The 20,953-nt window shown below is 34.7% G+C and carries 22 protein-coding genes; 10 read left to right on the forward strand and 12 right to left on the reverse strand.

Annotated elements, in window-relative coordinates:
* Window positions 1–23: 23 nt before the first annotated feature.
* From IPZ78_RS12390 to IPZ78_RS12410, 5 genes are all read right to left on the reverse strand, one after another.
* Entirely contained in the window at window positions 24–1,478 is a 1,455-nt protein-coding gene (locus tag IPZ78_RS12390) for a lytic transglycosylase domain-containing protein (protein ID WP_225554177.1), read from the reverse strand.
* Between the two features lie 102 nt (window positions 1,479–1,580).
* A complete protein-coding gene (locus tag IPZ78_RS12395; protein WP_225554179.1) occupies window positions 1,581–1,775 on the reverse strand; it encodes a twin-arginine translocase TatA/TatE family subunit in 195 nt (64 codons plus the stop codon).
* An 80-nt stretch (window positions 1,776–1,855) separates the two neighbouring features.
* Complete coding sequence (locus IPZ78_RS12400) at window positions 1,856–3,046, reverse strand: murein hydrolase activator EnvC family protein (RefSeq protein WP_225554181.1); 1,191 nt, start codon at window positions 3,044–3,046, stop codon at window positions 1,856–1,858.
* A 151-nt stretch (window positions 3,047–3,197) separates the two neighbouring features.
* Window positions 3,198–3,965 (reverse strand): DUF4292 domain-containing protein, encoded by a 768-nt coding sequence (locus IPZ78_RS12405; protein WP_225554183.1) that lies wholly within the window; start codon window positions 3,963–3,965, stop codon window positions 3,198–3,200.
* A complete protein-coding gene (locus tag IPZ78_RS12410) occupies window positions 3,955–5,667 on the reverse strand; it encodes a tetratricopeptide repeat protein (protein WP_225554185.1) in 1,713 nt (570 codons plus the stop codon). The genes IPZ78_RS12405 and IPZ78_RS12410 overlap by 11 nt, the downstream gene beginning before the upstream one ends.
* Before the next feature lie 231 nt (window positions 5,668–5,898).
* Here IPZ78_RS12410 and rplM point away from each other — a divergent pair, with 231 nt between their 5' ends.
* The 4 genes from rplM (at window position 5,899) to tsf (ending at window position 8,560) form a co-directional block, all read left to right on the forward strand.
* Window positions 5,899–6,342, forward strand: a complete 444-nt coding sequence (gene rplM, locus IPZ78_RS12415) for a 50S ribosomal protein L13 (protein WP_149915609.1) — start codon at window positions 5,899–5,901, stop codon at window positions 6,340–6,342.
* Between the two features lie 11 nt (window positions 6,343–6,353).
* Window positions 6,354–6,740: a 30S ribosomal protein S9 gene (rpsI, locus tag IPZ78_RS12420; protein ID WP_225554187.1), complete on the forward strand. Its 387-nt coding sequence runs from the start codon at window positions 6,354–6,356 to the stop codon at window positions 6,738–6,740.
* A gap of 18 nt (window positions 6,741–6,758) precedes the next feature.
* Window positions 6,759–7,559, forward strand: coding sequence for a 30S ribosomal protein S2 (gene rpsB / locus IPZ78_RS12425; RefSeq protein ID WP_225554189.1), 801 nt, complete (start codon window positions 6,759–6,761; stop codon window positions 7,557–7,559).
* Between the two features lie 164 nt (window positions 7,560–7,723).
* Window positions 7,724–8,560, forward strand: coding sequence for a translation elongation factor Ts (gene tsf / locus IPZ78_RS12430; protein ID WP_225554191.1), 837 nt, complete (start codon window positions 7,724–7,726; stop codon window positions 8,558–8,560).
* A 416-nt stretch (window positions 8,561–8,976) separates the two neighbouring features.
* Here tsf and IPZ78_RS12435 read toward each other — a convergent pair whose 3' ends face one another.
* The 7 genes from IPZ78_RS12435 to IPZ78_RS12465 all read right to left on the reverse strand — a co-directional run bounded on the left by IPZ78_RS12435 (window position 8,977) and on the right by IPZ78_RS12465 (window position 13,801).
* A complete protein-coding gene (locus tag IPZ78_RS12435; protein ID WP_225554193.1) occupies window positions 8,977–9,180 on the reverse strand; it encodes a dodecin family protein in 204 nt (67 codons plus the stop codon).
* 74 nt (window positions 9,181–9,254) lie between these two features.
* Complete coding sequence (locus IPZ78_RS12440; protein ID WP_225554194.1) at window positions 9,255–9,902, reverse strand: hypothetical protein; 648 nt, start codon at window positions 9,900–9,902, stop codon at window positions 9,255–9,257.
* A gap of 1 nt (window position 9,903) precedes the next feature.
* Entirely contained in the window at window positions 9,904–10,986 is a 1,083-nt protein-coding gene (locus IPZ78_RS12445; protein ID WP_225554196.1) for an aminotransferase class V-fold PLP-dependent enzyme, read from the reverse strand.
* Complete coding sequence (gene aat / locus IPZ78_RS12450) at window positions 10,955–11,632, reverse strand: leucyl/phenylalanyl-tRNA--protein transferase (protein ID WP_225554198.1); 678 nt, start codon at window positions 11,630–11,632, stop codon at window positions 10,955–10,957. The genes IPZ78_RS12445 and aat overlap by 32 nt, the downstream gene beginning before the upstream one ends.
* 20 nt (window positions 11,633–11,652) lie before the next feature.
* Window positions 11,653–12,024 (reverse strand): 30S ribosome-binding factor RbfA, encoded by a 372-nt coding sequence (rbfA, locus tag IPZ78_RS12455; protein WP_225554200.1) that lies wholly within the window; start codon window positions 12,022–12,024, stop codon window positions 11,653–11,655.
* Between the two features lie 336 nt (window positions 12,025–12,360).
* Complete coding sequence (locus IPZ78_RS12460; protein ID WP_225554202.1) at window positions 12,361–13,401, reverse strand: AI-2E family transporter; 1,041 nt, start codon at window positions 13,399–13,401, stop codon at window positions 12,361–12,363.
* Between the two features lies 1 nt (window position 13,402).
* Window positions 13,403–13,801, reverse strand: a complete 399-nt coding sequence (locus IPZ78_RS12465) for a hypothetical protein (RefSeq protein ID WP_225554204.1) — start codon at window positions 13,799–13,801, stop codon at window positions 13,403–13,405.
* 316 nt (window positions 13,802–14,117) lie between these two features.
* On the opposite strand from IPZ78_RS12465, the gene hemA reads away from it, so the two are divergent.
* The 6 genes from hemA (at window position 14,118) to IPZ78_RS12495 (ending at window position 20,903) form a co-directional block, all read left to right on the forward strand.
* Window positions 14,118–15,359, forward strand: coding sequence for a glutamyl-tRNA reductase (gene hemA / locus IPZ78_RS12470; RefSeq protein WP_225554206.1), 1,242 nt, complete (start codon window positions 14,118–14,120; stop codon window positions 15,357–15,359).
* Window positions 15,360–15,471: 112 nt separating this feature from the next.
* Window positions 15,472–17,061, forward strand: a complete 1,590-nt coding sequence (hemC, locus tag IPZ78_RS12475) for a hydroxymethylbilane synthase (RefSeq protein WP_225554208.1) — start codon at window positions 15,472–15,474, stop codon at window positions 17,059–17,061.
* A gap of 51 nt (window positions 17,062–17,112) precedes the next feature.
* Window positions 17,113–18,084: a porphobilinogen synthase gene (gene hemB / locus IPZ78_RS12480; RefSeq protein WP_225554210.1), complete on the forward strand. Its 972-nt coding sequence runs from the start codon at window positions 17,113–17,115 to the stop codon at window positions 18,082–18,084.
* Window positions 18,085–18,210: 126 nt separating this feature from the next.
* Window positions 18,211–19,518: a glutamate-1-semialdehyde 2,1-aminomutase gene (gene hemL, locus IPZ78_RS12485; RefSeq protein ID WP_225554212.1), complete on the forward strand. Its 1,308-nt coding sequence runs from the start codon at window positions 18,211–18,213 to the stop codon at window positions 19,516–19,518.
* Window positions 19,519–19,576: 58 nt separating this feature from the next.
* Entirely contained in the window at window positions 19,577–20,395 is an 819-nt protein-coding gene (locus IPZ78_RS12490) for a hypothetical protein (RefSeq protein WP_225554214.1), read from the forward strand.
* A 97-nt stretch (window positions 20,396–20,492) separates the two neighbouring features.
* The gene (locus IPZ78_RS12495) at window positions 20,493–20,903 is read left to right on the forward strand and encodes a hypothetical protein (protein ID WP_225554216.1); all 411 of its coding nucleotides are present in this window, start codon (window positions 20,493–20,495) and stop codon (window positions 20,901–20,903) included.
* Window positions 20,904–20,953 lie beyond the last annotated feature (50 nt).

The following is a 20,953-nucleotide window of genomic DNA, read 5'->3' on the forward strand; positions in this document are numbered from 1 at the left end:
AATAAGAAAGGGTTAATGAAAAATTAACCCTTTCTTATTTTTAGTTTCATCCCTGGCTTGATGAATGAATTCTTCAAATTATTATCTGTCTTTATTTTAGAAACAGAGCTACCGTCAAATTTTCTAGCGATACGATCTAACGAATCTCCTTTTTTCACGACATAATAAGCCATTCTAGATTGCTGCTCCTTCTTAACTCTTTCTACGGATGCAACATTTTTTGCCAAGCTAGAATTCTGTGGTCGTGATACTACCAACGAACGTCCAGCCGCCAAACTACTACTCCTTAGATTATTCCAAGCTTTCAAATCTTGGACACTCACTCCATATTTGCCTGAAAGACTAGACAAACTTTCCCCTTGCTTTACTCTATGTTTGCGTAATGAACCAATACTAGCTGCCAAATCTTCAGCTTCTTCTCTTACAGTAGAAACTGTTGAAGAGGAGGAATGAAGTGCTACATACAACAAACTATCGTTCAGTTGAGGTGTTATAGGTACAAACAAGCGTTTTGGATTTTCTACTGTACCATTAATCAATGTCTTTTTATATGCAGGATTATAATGCTTTAATTTATCGAGGTCCAAATTTATAGCTTGAGCAACATGATGTAAATCAACTTTTTTATCCACCATAATCACTTTACTATTATAAGCTAATTCAGTAGAAATAGGCTCAATATCATACAAATTTGCATTGGACATCACGTAAGTCATGGCAACAAATTTAGGGATGTAATTTTGAGTTTCCTTTGGCAAAAAAGGAGATAATTCCCAATATGTTGGACTATTCATCCCTGATCTTTTGATAGCGCGCTGCACACATCCTCGACCACAATTATAAGAAGCTAAAGCTAATAACCAATCGTTAAATTGGTCATATGATTCGATTAGATATTTTGACATAGCATACGTCGAAGCGTAAATATCTTTACGCTCGTCAACTTGCGAATTCATATCTAAATCATAAATCTTCGCTGTAGTATACATAAACTGCCAAGGACCAACGGCTCCAGAGGTTGAAACAAGATGCGGATTTAATGAAGACTCTACTAATGACAGATATTTTACCTCTTTGGGCACTCCCAACTCCTCAAATACTTGATCGTAAATTTTGAAATAATGACTACTCAAACCGTGAAGTCTATTCATATAAGGACGGTAATTTGACGAGATATATTTGTCTATATAATATTTAACTCGAGAATTATAATCCAACGGAATAGCATTTACTATTGCTTTCATACGACGCAAAATAGTAGCATCTTCCATTGAAACATCAACATTTTGATCGACATTCTTTTTAATAGAATCAAGTTCAAGTAAAAGATTCATATGTTCTTCCATGGGCGAAGCCAATGTCGATTGATTATAATTGTAAAAATCATTATCAATTGAAATTTTCTCAGATACTTGAGCTTTTAAGGAAAAAACACTAATTATTGTCGTAAATAATGCGGTGTATAATATTTTATTCATATTGTGCTAGTTTTGGGTACTAGTTGGCAATATTTAGCCATTACCGGCAAAGAACAAAGATTACATTAATATGCTTAATGTAATCTTCGTCATTGATAAGAATTAATTATTTGTTTTTTCTTTCGTATTAGAATCTTGGGTTGTGTCTTCACGTTGACCATCCTTAAATTCCTTAACCCCTCTACCTAATCCACGCATCAACTCAGGAATTTTTTTACCTCCAAATAACAAAAGAACCAATACCACAATGATAATGATCTCTTGTGTCCCTATAAATAATAAATTAGATGTATACATTTTGTGTTATTTCTTTAAATATCTTACGTTAAAATATGACTCCTTACAAATATATAGAATTAATTGTTATCTAAGTGTAACTATCTTGCTAACCAAGGAGCTGGATTAAATTCACTTTGCCCCTGTGATAAACCAAAATAAACCACTGTATAACCTAATTCAGGATCTTTATCTGCTGTACCTATTTGTTGACCTCTACTTACCTTTTGGCCTCTACGTACAGATGATGATGCCAAATTAGAGTAAAAACTAAAATACTCACCATGCTTTATCACAACAACTCCAGCAACAGCCTGAACAACCTCTCCTTCAAAAACGGCTTTCACACCAGCGCCATCATTAGTTCGAATACCTACATCAGGAGCCGAACTTGTGATTCCATCTATCGTATAAGCTCCATAGTTACGAACAATATTCCCCTGTGCTACGGGCCACGGTAAGCGTCCTCTATTTGACTTGAAATCTGCAGACAGTCTAGCCGCCTCAGGCGTAGATCTTAAAATCTCACTATCTGATTTCTTAGGGGTAGCTTTCTCCACTTCTGCTACCGTTTTACCTGTACGTTTTGCTTCGGCTTCGGCGAGACGCTTACGCTCTGCCTCTTCTTTCCTTCTTTGCTCAGCAATTTCTCTATTAATGGCTGCACGAATTAACGCTTCCATTTTTTTCTTCTCTTGTTGCTTTTTAGACAACTGCCCCTTGAACGAACGCTCCTCTTTTACAATACTACTTAATTGTGATTGATGATCAGCTCTATCTTTGCGAATAATATCCCTTTCTTTTTGTTGATCGGACAACAATTCACGTTGAGTCTTACGATCCGACTCCATTTGCGCGATTTTAAGTTCAATATCACTTTTGACTTTTTCAATTTCCGCGGCCTTTATTTTGCGTGCATCAGAAAATTGTTGAAGATATTTTATACGCTTAAATGCTTGATTAAAGTCTTTAGAAGCAAAAATGAACATCATCTTATTGTATCCATTTTTATTACGAAAAGCGAACATTATCATCTTTTCATAATCTTTACGCATTTTCTCCAATTCTGCTTTCAAGCCGTTAACTGCTTTCGTGTTCTGACCAATTTGCGCAGTAAGATTATTGACTTCCTTACTAATTACACCAATCTTTTCTTCACGAAGATTTAACTGACGGCTTAATGCTGTTACCTCTTTTTGTGACAAAAGCTTCTCTTTGGTTTTTGCGACAAGCTCCTTATTTAGATTCGCAATCTCCACATTTATTTTCTCTAATTGCTTTTTCAATTGCACACTACTTTGCCCAAATGATAGTTGGCTACAAAGGAAAATAAAAAATATGCTTAATAGTATGTGTCTAAAATTCATGAAATGAGTCCAGATTACTCGTTTTGTTACAACTTCCAAAAATAGTGATATCTATGTTAGTTGCCTAATAAAAAGATTATTTTAACACCTTGTACTTAGCGGGCACAGAAAATGGCATTTCTAATTCCTGATTAAACTCTGCTTTATTGTAATTCAAAATAGCATTCACTGTAAAGCCTTCTGATGTTAGCTTAATATTCTGATTCTGTGGAAAATTGTATCCAGCCACATCGTTAAAAGAACTGTAAAAACTTTCTAAACTCTGACTTCCCCCTATAGGTGTCAAACGAATGACTTTAGGTCTGTATTTATCATTTAAACTATATTGAAAAGATAAATCATTTTTCACCCCCGCAAGCTGTACATCATCAGTCGCTTGTGCAACAGTTATTTGATCTGTACGCAACAGGTCAGAAGAAACATTGGCAACTAATAAATCTTGTAAAACACCAAAATTCACCCCCTCTCCTGTATATCTACGGATATAATCAAATGGTTTAACTATATATTCACCTTGTAGTTTATTCATAATTTTCACACTATCTGGAGTAATCAATAAACGAGCTCCTTCCACGTTCAAAAAAGTTGCTGTAACAGATATCCAAATAGCCTTGTTGCGCTGTACACGTACATGCAATGTTACATCCTGATTATCTTTACCCAACTCAACTTTTGCTTTTGCTCTTCCAGAAAAAGTATGATAATCCAAGTTATTTATTAAATAATCTGAATTCTTATTTGTTACGACATCATTACTTACAGCGCGATTCGACTTATTTTTCCGAGTACCACAACTTACAAATACAGAAATTACAATTCCCAATATTAATATTTTATTCCACATACTTCCTCTGTTGTATCTTTTCTTGAATTTTCGCCAAACTTACGTCTGATTTTTTACCTAAATCTATTTCCAACGCTTTTTTCCATTGCAATATAGCATCTTTATCTCTATTTAACTTACTTAGTATATCACCGTAGTGCTCAAGCAAAACAGATGATTTACTATCTAACTTAACGGCCTTCTCTATCCAAAAAAGAGCATCATCAAATTTTCCTTGCTGAAACAACACCCATGCATATGTATCCATGAAAGTAGCAGAGTTTGGATCTATATCATTTGTACGTTTAGAAAAATCTGCAGCTTTTTCTAAATCTTGTTTTCTTTGAGCTAAATAATACGCATAATTATTTAATGCGGACACATTGGTACTGTCCAGGGCAATAGCCTCTTCATATGCTACATCAGACATACTTTGCATTTTTAACTGATGGTACATATCCCCCAATGAGCCGTATATTAAAGATCTCAAATAATTATTATCATTTTCTGAATAATTAAGTGCTGTCTCCAATAGATCCTTACTTTTTTCGTAATCTTCTTTTACAGCATATGCTAAACTTGTAAAATATATTATCTCTGTATTATTAGGATTATGTTTCAAACCTTCGAATCCATGTTTGATTGCCTCGTCTGGCTGACCTAATGCTAAATCAGTATTAATTATTTGGCGCCATACCTTTACATATTTAGGATTTGATGAAAGAACTTTTAGAAATAAAGACCTAGCTTCTTCAATATTTTCACGCTTCCAGAGAATCTCTCCTTTTAACACCTTGGCCTCCAAAACATCTGGATGACATGCCTCCATTGCATTAGCTAATTGCTGCAATTTATCACCCGAAAGACCATTATTTTCATTCATTAAGCCAACGAGAAACTTATATTTATCCCAAAAAACAACTTCTGGTGCATCGAAAGCTGTTTTCAACGCATTATACATCGCATCTAGCTTATCCATTCCTTTATACACATCCGCAAGGTCTAAATAAAGACTTTTATCATTAGTTCTTTTTATACCGCGCTCAATAGCGGACAAAGCTTCCTTAGATTTCCCTTCTTTTGTATATATATAACCCAAATACCCATACACGTCACCTATCAGCGTTTTACCCTGAATACTTGTCAATATCTTTTTTGCCGAAGTCAGATTATTTCCATTCAGGTAAACTTCCGCCATTACCAAATTCAATGTATCAGAATGATTAACTTTTATAAGATCTTCATATAGACTCTCAGCCTCAGAGATTTGATTGTTCTCTGCGTATAAAATCAGTAATTCTCTATTCAAACCTTCATGATTGCTATACTGCTGTTTCAAATCTTTTAATAATTGAATACCTTCTCCAAAGGCCTTTTTGGATTTATACAACTCTAAAAGATGATTTGCATAGAACATATGCTTAGTTTTTTCGTAGGCTGCTTGCGCACTATTGACGGCCTGATCATAATTACCAATCTGAGCAAAAATCAATGACTTTGCATAATTAACATCGGCCGCATCAGGATATTTTACACCTATCTCATCCAACAATGCTAACCCACCCTGAAAATCACCTTCGCGCAACTTAACCTCTACACGTCTTAGATCATCTTTATAATAAGCCACATCTTTCTCGATTTGGGCATAGGTCAACACTACACTAGAGACACTCAATAGCACAAATAGAAATAATCTTAAAGTATATCTTAATTCTATATTCATTCTTTTTAAAAACATTTTAACCAACTACACTTAACAACACTAAGGTAACATTCTATACTTACAAAAGAGTAAATTCTAAACCATAAGTTTAAATTGAAAAAACTTAAAAATAGTTAAAAGATAAATTAGTTATAATATGTTTTAAAATTGAAAATAAAAAAGCTACCTTTGCATTCCGATTGTAGTGATTACAATCAGATTAAATATTATTAATTAATTAAATAAAAGCAAGTGAATACGTTAAGTTACAAAACTGTCTCTGCCAACAAAAACACCGTTAACAAAGAATGGATTGTTGTTGACGCTGAGGGCGAGATCTTGGGACGATTGGCTAGTGAAATTGCGAAAGTAATTCGTGGTAAGCACAAACCATCTTTCACCCCACACGTAGACTGCGGTGATAACGTGATCGTTATTAATGCAGACAAAATCAAGTTGACAGGAAACAAATTAGGCGACAAAGTATATGTTCGCTACACTGGCTACCCAGGTGGTCAACGTTTTGTTTCTCCAAAAGAATTATTGGCTAAACACCCTGAGCGCATCATCGAAAAAGCGGTACGTGGTATGTTACCTAAAAACCGTCTTGGTCGTCAGTTATTCAAAAACCTTTTTGTTTATGCTGGAACAGAGCACAAGCATGAAGCGCAAAATCCAAAACCAGTTAAATTTTAAGGAGAACAAACATGTCAACAACTAACACTTCAGGAAGAAGAAAAACTGCTGTTGCTCGTATCTACTTAGGAGCAGGTAGCGGAAACATTACCGTAAATGGTAAGGACTACAAAGAATATTTTCCAACATTGCCATTGCAATACATCGTTACTCAATCTTTATTGGTAGCGGAGTCATTAGCAAATTTTGATGTGAAAGTTAACGTTCAAGGTGGTGGAGTTAAAGGTCAAGCAGAAGCTGTGCGTTTAGCAATTGCTAAAGCATTAGTAGAGCTTAACCCAGAAGTAAAACCAGCTTTACGTGCTAAAGGTTTAGTAACACGTGACGACCGTATGGTTGAGCGTAAAAAACCAGGACGCAAGAAAGCTCGTAGAAGATTCCAATTCAGTAAACGTTAATCAAAGGAGGAACACAAAATGGCAAGAACTACTTATCAAGATTTATTGGATGCGGGTGTTCACTTCGGTCACCTTACTCGTAAATGGGATCCGAAAATGTCTAAGTACATTTTCATGGAACGCAACGGTATCCACATCATTGACTTGAACAAAACTCTTACGAAATTAGAAGAAGCTGCTTCAGCTATCAAACAAATCGTAAAATCAGGTCGCAAAGTTTTATTCGTAGCTACGAAAAAACAAGCAAAAGAAATCATCGCTCAACAAGCTAAGGCTGTAAATATGCCTTACGTTACTGAACGTTGGTTAGGTGGTATGCTTACAAACTTCGCAACAGTTCGTAAGTCTATCAAAAAAATGACTACTATCGACAAAATGCAAAAAGATGGTACATATGATGTATTGTCTAAAAAAGAAAAGTTGATGATTCAACGTGAGCGTATTAAGTTAGAAGCACTTTTGGGTGGTATCGCTGACTTAAACCGTTTACCTGCAGCTTTATTCATCATCGATGTGAAAAAAGAACACATCGCTGTAGCTGAAGCTATCAAGTTGAACATCCCTACTTTTGCAATGGTAGATACAAACTCTGATCCTACTAACATCGACTTCCCTATCCCAGCTAACGATGACGCTACTAAATCTATTAGCCTTATCGCTGGTATCATTGGTCAAGCAATCATAGAAGGTTTAGACGAGCGTAAACGCGACAAAGAAGAAGATGCGGAAAAAGAAGCTGCTGCTGCTAAAGCTGCAGTAGACAATGGTGACGCTGATACTTCAGGAAAACGCACTCGTAAAGCAAAAGACGTAGAATAATATTCTATATATAAAGCCGGATAGACAAGTGTAGGTTTCTGGAAGTTTGCTTCCTTACCCACGCACGTCTTTCCGGTTTTTTTGTTAAAAAGAACCAAAAACTTAACAATAGCTCAGCGCTTTGTTAATGACAACATTGTAATTTTATTAAAAAAGAAAATATCATGTCAGTACAAATTTCTGCATCAGATGTAAACAAATTGCGTCAACAAACAGGCGCAGGTATGATGGATTGTAAAAAAGCTTTAGTAGAAGCTAACGGTGACTTCGAGGCTGCTGTTGACTACTTACGCAAAAAAGGTGCTAAAGTAGCTGCTAGCCGTCAAGACCGTGATTCTAACGAAGGTGTTGTAATCGCTAAATCATCAGCTGATGGTAAAACTGGTATCGTAGTAGAAGTTAACTGTGAAACTGACTTCGTAGCTAAAAATGCTGATTTCGTAGCTTTCGCTGACAAAATCGCTGATATAGCTTTAGCTAATACGCCTGCTACAGTTGAAGAATTGAAAGCTTTAACTTTAGACGGTAAATTAATTTCAGAAACATTAATCGAGCAAACTGGTGTAATTGGTGAGAAAATCGATGTTTCTAAATACGAAATCGTAACTGGTGACAAAGTAGTAGCATACATCCACGGTAACTACCGTTTAGGTGTATTAGTAGGTCTTTCTGCTGACGCGGAAGGTGCTGACGAAGCTGGTAAAGATGTAGCTATGCAAATCGCTGCTATGAACCCTATCGCTATCGATAAAGATGGTGTAGATGCTAATACAGTAGAACGTGAAATCGCTATCGCGAAAGAACAAATCATCGCTGAAGGTAAACCAGCTGAAATGGCTGAGAAAATTGCTCAAGGTAAATTGAACAAGTTCTTCAAAGAAACTACTTTATTGAACCAAGAGTTCGTTAAAGATTCTTCTAAAAACATCGCTCAATTCTTAGACTCAGTATCTAAAGGATTAACTGTAACTGCTTTCAAACGCGTACAATTAGGAGCATAATTTTAGTATTAAGTAGAATACTTAATATTAAGATATAACAAAGCCTTGCTGAAATTTCAGCAAGGCTTTTGTTTGTAATGTATTACATTATATATTATTTGTAAAAAAATATTTTTTATAGCTCCCCAACTCCTTAATATAACATAAGATACAAATAGGAATATTCCAAAAAACAACAATAATCTATAGTCTTTTGATAATAAAGCGGTAAAAACCAATACACCAATTAGTAGCAAATAAAAATTAAATCTCAGGTTTCTCATGATCCAGGTTTAACAAACTGAGGGTAAATATAATATTTCGGATATAAATTAGCAAAACGACTATTTATTTGCAATAAAGATGAATCTACAGCATATAAAATATGCTTACTTAGAATTTAAGTAAGCATAATATTTTTTGAACAATGTGTATAACTATTTTTCTACGCGGAATGAAATTTTACAATTCACACCATAAGTAGATATTTTACCATCTTTGACATGACACTTCATGTCTTGCACCCATACAGAATCAATATTTTTAACAGATTTTGAAGCTTCTGTCACGGCTTGCTGTACGGCATCATCAAAGCTCACTGTAGATGATGCAATTAATTCAATTACTTTTACTATTGCCATATTATTTAGTTTATACTGTTATATGAACTAACAACAAGCAATATGTAATATTGTTTATCTAATAGATACGAAAACTATTTTTTATATGGTCTGTGTGAGATAAAATGAGATTTCAATTTATCTAAACCAATATCCTCTTCTGGTTTATCAATTTCGTACAACCAAGCTTTATCATTCAACATTTCTACGCGTTCTTTTGAAATAATTAAATCCAAAGGTTTCACACGAAACTCTTTGCTAATAGGTTGAGTCTGTGTCTGAATTAATCGACTATGACGAATAATTTGCAACTGAAAAGTAGGCCACTTCCCAACTGTTGAAAAATTAGCCGTATAAAATTGTGCAAAATCATGCTTGGGAACTGAATTCGCGAAAACACCTGTAGTTTTCGAACCCGAAACTTCAGATACAGATACTAACAATTCAAATGATGTCTCATTGACAATATAAAACTTTGCTAATCCATCCTTTTGTTCGCCTAATACAGCAATATAAATTCCTTTATCTACAAATGGTAAATTAGCTTGAACTGGTAAATCGTCTAAATCATCTTCTACAGTGCGCATATTACCATGTACCAAAGTCAATTTAGAACGTAAAACAGGTATTTCGAATCCCGTCTCATCTGTAACACCTATTATATCATTTGCTTGTATTGATGTGATATGACCCTCTATTGGCTCATCCACAAAACGTACTAAATCTCCTAGTTTTAGATTCATCCTACTTATCTATTTTATCTATTACCTCTATTAATTTATCAACATCTTCATTTGTATTATACATATGCAACCCAATGCGAATTCCTGAACCTCTAGGAAAACATTTAATACCATTCTCCATTAGAAATTCATAATGTTTTGGTTCTATTTGCAGATTAATCAAGGAAGATTTTATTTTACGCTTGCTAATTTCAGGTAAAATTAAGCCTCTTTCGTCTAATTTACTATATGCATAATCATTTAAATCTACAAGATACTTACTAATATTATCTAATCCCATTTCTTTCAGAAAACGAATAGATTGTAATAAAGTACCATGGCTCAAAGTATCTTGATGCCCTGGCTCGAAAAAAGTATCTAAGATACTTTTTGCTGACCACATAGCTTCTCTTGGTCTATCGCCATATTGAGCTTTACTGTATAACATGGATTTGACATATTCAGAAATCATCATATAACCATTCCCAAAGCCAGCCATCAACCACTTATATCCAGACCCACCCACTATATCAAATCCTGAAGAATAAAAATCAAAAGGTTCGGTGCCTAAATACTGTGTCGCATCTCCAATAATAATCAAATTTGGATTAGCAGATTTTAATCTCTTAATAAAATCCAAATCAATCTTTATTCCATTAATATATTGAACAATACTCAATAAAACCACATCAACTGAATTATCCAAAATAGATTTTTGAATATTTTCTTCCACAAACTCATCAAGTCTAATCTTGACATAATTCAATTGACGACTAATGATTGGGTAATTCAAAGAAGGGTAGTCTCCTTCCAGGATAGCATATTTTAAATTCTGAGGAAGACCATTCAAAATTGTATGTAGACCGAAAGAAAAATTCGGTAATGCAAATAAATTCTCCTGTTGACAACCAAAGATAGAAGCAAATTCTTCTTTTATAGATGAAATAAAAGCACCCTGTTGATCACGTAAATGACCATTTACATCAAAGAATTTCTTATCGCGATCTTGCCTCCATTGGTAATGAGTTCTTGGCATCAAACCATTTCCAGGTGTGTTTAAATACGTAATATCTTTAGGGATATCGAAATAGTTTTTGAAGTCCATTTACGGTATATTTTTGATTACTTAGCAAAGTATAAAATAATTCTGAATCAACTCCCCTTGCACCCATTGATTCTAAATGTTCAGAATGAATTTGACAATCTACTAATTCCAAATCAAAGTTTTGAATCAGGTAGATAAGCGCAGCTTTTGAAGCATTAGAAACTATTGAAAACATACTCTCGCCACAAAAAACTTTACCCACCAGGATACCATACAATCCCCCAACTAACCTTTCGTTCTGCCAGACCTCTACACTATGTGCAAATCCTTGCTGATGTAAAGAATTATACGCATTCTGCATATCATCCACGATCCAAGTTCCATCTTGATCTGCACGATCTACATTCGCACAATTAGAAATTACATTTTTGAATGATCTATTAAAAGTAATGTTAAAAGCGTTACTTTTCATCACTTTCGCCATCGATTTACTTATCTTTATTTCTGTAGGAAAAAGCACAAAACGTTCCTTTGGAGCATACCAAAGTATGGGAGTATCTTCAGAGTACCATGGAAAAATCCCTTGAAAATAAGCCTGTAGAAGACGCTCACTACGCAAATCACCTCCTACAGCTAATAAACCATCATCATCCGCTAATCGTGGATCGGGAAATAAAATTGAATTATCTTCTAAACGAAATATCATAATCAAAAAAGCCAGATTAATTAATCTGGCTGTCTAGTTTCTTTACTGATTTCTTCGAAAATTTTATCCATATGCTCGACATATTCATTGGTATCATCTAAGAAAAACTCTAACTGCGGTACTATTCTTGCTTGATCCTTAATACGAGCGCCCAATTTATATCGAATTTCATTTGTTTTCGTCTTTATAGACTTAATATCATCTTTTGCTGTATTGGTATTTAAAAAGCTTAAAAATACACGCGCAATAGCCAAATCTGGTGTAACACGTACTTTTGTAACTGTAATAAAAGCTCCTGGAGCCCATGCTCCCCCCTCTCGTTGAAATAGCTCCGCTAAATCTTGTTGTATTACCCCTGCAAATCTTTGTTGTCTCTTACTTTCCGTACCCATATGTATTTCTTCCTAATGGTTTTTAATCTGTAGACATTGTCTGTACAAATATACGTATTTGGACCTGTTATTTATATATAAAAGAAAGACTTGTCGAAGGTTCGTCGACAAGTCCATAATTAGTCTAAAATAGTTTTATAATTGGATAGAAAATATCTTGTGAAGTTTTAAGACATTTCGGTCTATCAATAATCTTGTTTTTTGGTTACCAACTTGTAAGTAAATACTCACAAAGTTTCATTCTTTCATCTCCCTTAGTCTTACAAACATAATGAGTTCAAATGGATTACGAAAGAAAAAATAAAAAAAAAGTAAGTGGTCACTTTTTAAGTTTGTTTAATCCAAATCAAGGGCATTTCCCTTGCCATATTCATTCGAATAGACTTTTACCAATACGCCTACAGATGATAAAATCAATGGTCCAAAAATTAATCCCAACATTCCAAACATTTTTAATCCCAATAAAACCCCAAAAACAGTAATTAAAGGCGGAACATTACCCAATGTTTTCAGAATCGTAAATCTCAAGATATTATCAATACCACCTACCAACAAAAAGCAATACAGTGTCAAGCCAATACCATTGCCCATCTCTCCAGAGGCAAACACAGTAATACATAAAGGAATATAAATTGTCATCGTCCCTAACACCGGTACAATAGAAGATGCACCAGTCAATATGCCCAAAAGAATGTAATTCTCTACACCAAAGATCCAATATCCAAACATAGCTACCAACCCTTGACAGACTCCCAGAATAGGAATCCCTATTGCATTTGAACGCACCATTAAATCAACTTCAGCCCAAATTTCATTCTTACTCGTTTCTGAAAAAGGTAGTGCTCTACGTATGTAATCTTCCATTTTACGTCCATGGACTAACATAAAATACAGGACAAAAAGGGCTACTAAAATATTGACCCCAACCTCCATCACCGAATTCAGAATGCTAGGTATATACTTCGTTAATCGTTGTAATAAATTTAGTAAAGCCTCATCTGACATATCTATTTCTCGTAATAGAGGTTTATCAGACATAAATACTTTTACTTGATTAAACTGAGTCACGATTTGATCAGTATTATTTAAAAAGCTACTAATTTGTGGAATAAGATAGTCAACAATCGCCCATATGGGTAATACTATAAACACAATCGATATCAAAATATATAAAACACTTGCTAATGCCCTATTCCATCTTCTGTCTTCTGTCAATTTAAAATACGAACTACGATATAGGATATATAAAGTCACTGCACCTAAAAAGCCAGGTAAATAATACAATAGATTGTTAAAAATCAACACACATATCAGTAGAATAATCAAAATCAACATGATTTGATTAATTGGCGTATTATTTATCTGTTTATACCTCATCCTACTTAATCTCTTTTACTTTTTTAACACTAAGAACCATAATTAAGGCAGATAAAATTAACACAACCCAGCCCCATTTGATATGTAAAGTTTTTGCTAATAAACCATCAACCAGCTTCATTCCAAAATAGTTATTAATCTTGAAATAAACAGCTATCACTCCCAAAATAGTCCAGAAAAAATACCCTATTGATACAAAGCGGAATAAAGATATTTTTCGCATCACAAAAAATAAAACAGCTAAGCCGAGAAAACCTAATGTAATCAAAAACAAACTTGTGTCCGTGTCATAAAGATTCCAATTACCTTTAATCGGAACTTTCAAAAATGGACAAAAAACAGTTGATACTGCACTCAGTACAATACCAAATAAGGCTATTGGTTTTCTTAGTATATACATAAATGTAAAGGTAAATTTCAAAATTAATAAGCCAAAATAATTTAAAAGCTATATTTGAATATTATCACACAGCCAAAAATAACACACTTCTATTACCCCAAATTATGATTGTAATTACAAAATAGATTTTATTTATGTGACATAGATCATAAAAAGAATATTTTAAATTTACAACAATCTAATTATCAGTAATTTAAATATTTAAAAACTACTATTTAGAGTCTTTCTAAATTAATTGGTTTGACAGATTTTTGACATTAGAACAAAGGTTTTAGGTTACATTTGCAACAGTTATTTGAGCTAGAAAGTTAAAGAGTTGAAGAATTTAAAAGTTATAGCATTCACCCACAAACATGTTGACCTAAAAGATTTGGGTAATTTAGTTATCTGCAACGAAGAGTTAGATGCTAGATTAATCAATCTTAAAAACACGTTAGATATACCTGAAGTTTTTTATATAGCTACATGTAATCGTGTGGAGTTTGTTTTCTATGGCGCACATGATTTGACAGATGATTTCATAGCTGACTTTATGCAACGCATGAATTTCTGCGTACCAGCAGAAAGATTGCAATGTTATTTGGGGCAAGTAACACGCTACACTGGACTTGAAGCTCTGAACCACCTATTCCGCATGTCTTGCTCTCTAGAGAGTCTAGTTGTTGGTGAAAAAGAAATCTTAGCACAAGTTCGCCGTGCATATGAAAAATGTCGTGAAGCTGGCTTTACAGGAGACTTCCTTCGTCTAATGATGGATAGATTGGTAAAAACAGCTAAAGAAGTGTATACTTACACAAACATTTCTCGCAATCCTATATCGGTTGTTTCTTTGGCTTACAGAAAGCTTAAAGAAATCAAGTTAGCCGAAAACCCAAGAATACTTGTTATTGGTTCTGGTGAAACAAATCAAAATTTTGCTAAATACCTAAAAAAACATAGACATTCTAATTTCGTCATTTTCAATCGTACATTAGAGAATGCTAAAAAATTGGCAACTGAGCTTAATTGTGAAGCTTATCCTCTGTCCGAATTAGCAAATTACAAACAAGGATTTGATGTAATTATCACATGTACAGGAGCTGCTGGCTCTATCATTGACAATAATCTATATCAAACTCTTTTAAACGGTGAAGCAGACAAAAAAGTTGTTGTTGACTTAGCAATCCCTAATGATATAGACGCTGAAGTCTTGACAAACAATTCGATTCACTATATCGAAGTAAGTGGTTTGCAAGCTATTGCTGAGAAAAATATCCAAGAAAGATACAACGAATTAGAAAGTGCTGAAACGATAATCGAAGCTAATATCAAAGAATTTCTTCCAATCATCAAACAACGTCGTGTAGAAGTAGCTATGCGTCAAGTACCTGATAAGATAAAAGAAATTCGTGCTATGGCGATGAATGAAGTTTTTGCACAAGACCTAAGCAATCTTGACCCGCAAGCTCGTGAGGTTTTGGAAAAGGTTATCAATTATATGGAGAAAAAATACATCAAAGTTCCTATGGTGATGGCTAAAGAAATTCTTGTAAAAAATACCGAATTCGAGAAAAACTAATTCACTTTATTCTTTCCGAGCAAAAGATACTTTATTCTGACACTAAAAGAGGCAGAATTTGGTTCTATTTGGCTAAATTTGCACCGTTAATACATAACGTAAATCAGTCTCAGTGAACAGAAAATTAATTATCGGAACTAGAGGTAGCCAACTTGCACTTTGGCAAGCCAACTTCGTAAAAGATACATTAGCAGAAATCGGCGTAGAAGCTGAATTAAAAATTATTAAAACTCAAGGCGATATTATCCAACACTTACGTCTGGATAAATTAGAAGGCAAGGGATTTTTCACCAAAGAATTAGAAGAAGAATTGCTTTCTGCTCAGATTGATCTTGCTGTTCACTCTCACAAAGATTTACCTACTGTAAACCCTCCTGGTCTTATTATAGCCGCTGTTTCGGAACGTGAAGATCCTTCAGAAGTTATAATTATTCACAAAGACTGTGTAGATGTGACTAAGCGCCTTTCCTTGAAACACAATGCAAGTGTAGGAACTTCATCAAACAGACGTAAAGCACAATTATTATCGGTTCGTCCAGACTTAGAATTTTCGGATTTACGTGGAAATTTACAGACGCGTATTCAAAAATTACGTGATGAGCAATACGACGCTATTGTACTAGCCAAAGCTGGGGTTACTCGTATCGAAATGGATTTATCTGATTTTCATATTGAAGAAGTTTCTCCTGTTGAAATCATCCCTGCTCCTGCACAAGGTGTATTAGCGATTCAGATTCGTGAAACAGACCAAGATTTATTCAATTTATTACAAAAAATAAACTGCGAAGGGGTTGCCAAAACTATAGCTGTAGAGCGCAAAGTATTGAACATGTTTGACGCGGGCTGTCATGCACCCCTTGGCTCCTATTGCCGAGAGCGTAATGGCAAATTCGAGTCATGGACTTCTATCGCCGAAGACAACGAAGATTTCCCCAATAGATTGTACTTGGAGTCGAATACGACCGAGGGTATGGCCCAAAGAATTTTTGATAAATTCAAGAAAGACCGCAAAATGCCTTCTTCCGTTTTTATTTCAAGAGATTTGGATGAAAACTCTTATTTAGGTAAATGGTTAGCCAAACATAATATTACTGTTGATGCGCGATCATTAATTAAAATATTCCCAACGACTAACACATTAGATTCTTTTATCCTAAAAAGAGCAGATTGGATATTCTTCAATAGCAAAAATGCAATTGAACACTTCTTCAAACTTGAACCATTGATTTTGAAAAAGACTAAAATTGCAGTTTTAGGTAGAGGCTCAGAGTCGACTTTACGTAAATTTGGTCGTGTAGCAGACTTCTCAGGAGATGATTTAGGTATCAGCACCGAAGAAATTGCGAATGAGTTTGCGAAAATTGCGGATGGACAAACAGTCTTTATTCCACGTGCTAAAGATTCGTTGATGAGTATACAAAAAGCATTGACAGAGAATACGACTGTTATTGATATGCCAATCTACGAAACGGTGCTAGAAGAAAATGTAGACAAAACAAATGCAGAAGTATTAATATTCACTAGCCCAAGCAACGTACAAGCCTACTTTGCAGAGAACTTAGCAGAACCAGACCAACAAATCATTTGTATTGGCTACTCAACAGCTAAAGCTATCGAAGAAATGGAGTTAAAATATACACTTCCATTTTCTCCAGATGAAATGGGGCTGTCAGAAGCAATTTTTGGATTAGAATATAAATAAAAAACACAAAGCCATTTCGTCTGAAATGGCTTTTATACAAACACATATACCATGTTACAACGTCCTAGAAGAAACAGAAAATCAGCAGTCATTCGTGACATGATTCAAGAGACACATTTGTCGTCTTCTAACTTAATATTTCCTTTATTTATTGTGGACGGCGAAAACCAAAAGGTGGAAGTAAAATCCATGCCAGGTATTTTTCGCTACTCCATTGACAATTTACTACATGAAGTAGAGAGTTGTATGAATTTGGGATTAAAAGCTTTTGACTTGTTTCCTGCTGTGGAAGAATCGTTGAAAGATAAATATGCTACAGAAAGCTACCGCGAAGGAACTCTGTACTTACGTGCTATCGAAGCTGTGAAAAAGAATTTTCCTGAAGCCTGTGTAATCACTGACGTAGCAATGGATCCGTACAGCTCCGATGGACATGATGGAATCGTGGAGAATGATGAAATCTTGAACGATGAAACTTTGGAAGTTTTAGGCAAAATGGCTTTAGCTCATGCGAGGTCTGGTGCAGATATTATCGCTCCATCAGATATGATGGATGGACGTATTGGCTATTTACGTGAGGTACTAGACCAAAATGGTTTTACAAATGTGTCCTTGATGTCGTATACAGCAAAATATGCTTCTGCATATTACGGTCCTTTCCGTGACGCTTTAGGTTCTGCGCCGAAGAAAGGTGATAAAAAAACATATCAAATGAATCCTGCAAACAGTAGAGAGGCATTAATCGAAGCACAATTAGATATGGAAGAGGGGGCTGATTTCTTAATGGTAAAACCAGGTCTTCCTTATTTAGATATTATCAAATTATTGCACGATAATTTTGATTTACCAATCGCAGCGTATAATGTTTCTGGTGAATATGCGATGTTGAAAGCAGCTATTGCAAATGGTTGGTTGTCTGAAGCAGCTATTATGGAAACTTTATTAAGTTTCAAACGTGCTGGCGCAACTTCTATCCTAACCTACCACGCGAAAGAAGTCCTGGAAAAAGGTTGGTTGAAATAAGGTAAACAATATTTGTCATTTCGACCAAAGGAGAAATCTGTTTTAGATTCCTTAACTTCATTACATTTCGTTCGGAATGACAATATAATAATATAGATAACTTCGCAACAATATTGATTTTAACACATGAAAGCACAAGATATATCTAGAGAAAAGTCAGCTGAACTTTTCGAAAAAGCAAAAAATTATTTCCCCGGAGGAGTAAATTCTCCGGTTCGCGCATTTAAATCGGTTTATGGCACACCATTATTTATCGAAAGAGGTGACAAAGCACATCTTTGGGATGCCGATGGAAATGAATTTATAGATTTTTGTTGTTCTTGGGGACCACTTATTTTAGGTCATAACAATTCCGAAATCCGAGAAGCGGTACAAGCGCAATTGGCTAAAGGTTTGAGTTTTGGAGCACCTACAGCTTTAGAAAATGAATTAGCAGAATTGATTATATCGAACAATAAATATGTAGAAAAAATCCGTTTTGTAAGTTCGGGTACTGAAGCGGTGATGTCAGCCATTCGTTTGGCTAGAGGCTATACAAAACGTGACAAAATCGTAAAATTCGAGGGTTGTTACCACGGTCACTCGGATTCATTGTTGGTAAAAGCAGGTTCAGGATTAGTAACATTTGGAGAGACATCTTCAGCAGGTGTTCCTAAAGCTTTCGCAGATGAAACTATCGTAATCGGCTTAAATGACAAGGCTGCTCTAGAACAAGTTTTCGTTGATTTCAAAGATCAAATTGCTGCTGTAATTATTGAAGGTGTACCTGCAAATAATGGATTATTGATTCAGGATAAAGCTTATATTCAATTCTTGAGGGACATCACTAAATCAAATGGTTCTTTGTTGATTTTTGATGAGGTTATTACTGGATTCCGTCTTGGTTTCGAAGGCGCCGCTAAATATTATGATATCCAACCTGATATTTTAACCTATGGCAAAATTATAGGAGGTGGTATGCCTGTAGGTGTTTATGGTGCTTCGGCAGAAATCATGGGACATATTTCACCAGATGGAGGTGTTTACCAAGCGGGTACCTTGTCGGGAAATCCAGTTGCTATGGCAGCAGGTATTGCGGCATTAAGTATTTTAGCTCAACCAGGTTTCTATGAAAACCAAGAGAAAACTACGTTGGCTTTCGTAGAAGAAATCCGCGCATTTATCGCAGAGAATAATCTTGAAGTAAAAATCTTTACTCTTGGTTCTATTTTTTGGTTTGCATTCACTTCTTTGGACAAAATTCAATCTGCTGACCAGATTGAACATGAATCTATGGGAAAATATAAAATCATGCACCGTGAATTGTTAAATAGAGGTATTTACTTTGGGCCATCTGGTTACGAAGTAGGTTTTATTTCAGCAGCACATACGCAAGAAGATCTATCTACGACAATTTCAGCAATTAAAGAAGCGCTTTTAATAGCTTTCGAATAAAACTTTTTAGGACAGTGGTTTGTTGTACTAAGTATTGATTACAATAAACCACTTTCTCATGAAAAATATTCTATCAAAAAATATTTTGTTAACTGCTGCTTGCGGATTAATAATTACATTTTCATGTAATTCACCCAATAATTCGCAAACGACTTCTACACAAGACTCCTTAGCGACTACAGATACCGCAAAAGCGATTGAAGTGACACCATTGCCACATGCGAAAGAATTTCCTGGCGCCACATTAACCATTTCTTCTTTAGCTTCGGAAAAATTAGGTAATGATTCGGCAAAGGTTACCATCAAGTATGAGCTTCAAAACTTTAATCTCACGGATCAAACCTCGCATGATCATCATATGGCAAATTCGGCCGACGGACAACATATTCATTTTATATTAAACAATACACCGTACGTTGCATTATATAAACCTGAGCATACATTTACAGTCCCTATTAATTCACAACATTACCTTCTTTCCTTTTTATCCAGATCTTTTCATGAATCTATCAAAACTGCGGATGCGTCAAAGTTGATAAAATTCAAAATCAATGCAGATGGAAAAATCGAGGAACAAAATGTTCCTACAGAACCTTCTTTATTCTACAGCAGACCAAAAGGCGACTATAAAGGAGCCGATACTAAATCTGTTCTTTTAGATTTTTTCGTTGTAAACACTGATATTTCACCTGAATCTAATAAGGTTAAAGCTGTGATAAACGGTCAAGAATTTGTGTTGGATCGCTGGATTCCTTATGAAATTATCAACCTACCATTAGGAGAAAATACAATTCAACTAAGCCTAATTAATAAAGAAGGAAATGCCCTGACGGGAGATAATGTGACAATTGAAAGAAAATCTAACATTTTGGAATGATATTGGTTATAAAGAAATGTAAAAATGTGTTAAACTTTTATTGATTATCATTGTCACACCTAAAAACTAGTATTAATTATTTTAACTTTCAATACACATGAAAAAGATATTACTTGCATTAGCTATTGCTAGCGCTTCTTTGGTCACACTAAATTCTTGCACAAAAGAATATATCACTAATACTCTACCAGGAGTAAGCTACGTGTATCCTATAAAATCAAACCAATGGGTTCAAACCGAACCAAGAGTATATCGATTTGAACAAAATATTTCTGATCTAGATGAGAGGTATTTTGAAGATGGTCATGTAAGTGTTGCTATATCATATGACAACAATGAGACAACTTATGAATTATTACCTGCTACAATAGGCAATTATATATTCACTGCGAATTATTCAATTGGTAAAGTAAGAATATTCGCAGAGTATCGTGGTTCGGGTTCTCCAATTTCGCCTGATAACATGATTACAAAAATCATATTAACAGATAATGAAATTGGCAACTAAAAAATAAAAGAGCGGTCTAACGACCGCTCTTCTTGTTAAAAAATCTATCT

It is taken from the genome of Sphingobacterium bovistauri, from assembly GCF_020295405.1.
In the GTDB taxonomy this organism is placed as follows: Bacteria; Bacteroidota; Bacteroidia; order Sphingobacteriales; family Sphingobacteriaceae; genus Sphingobacterium; species Sphingobacterium bovistauri.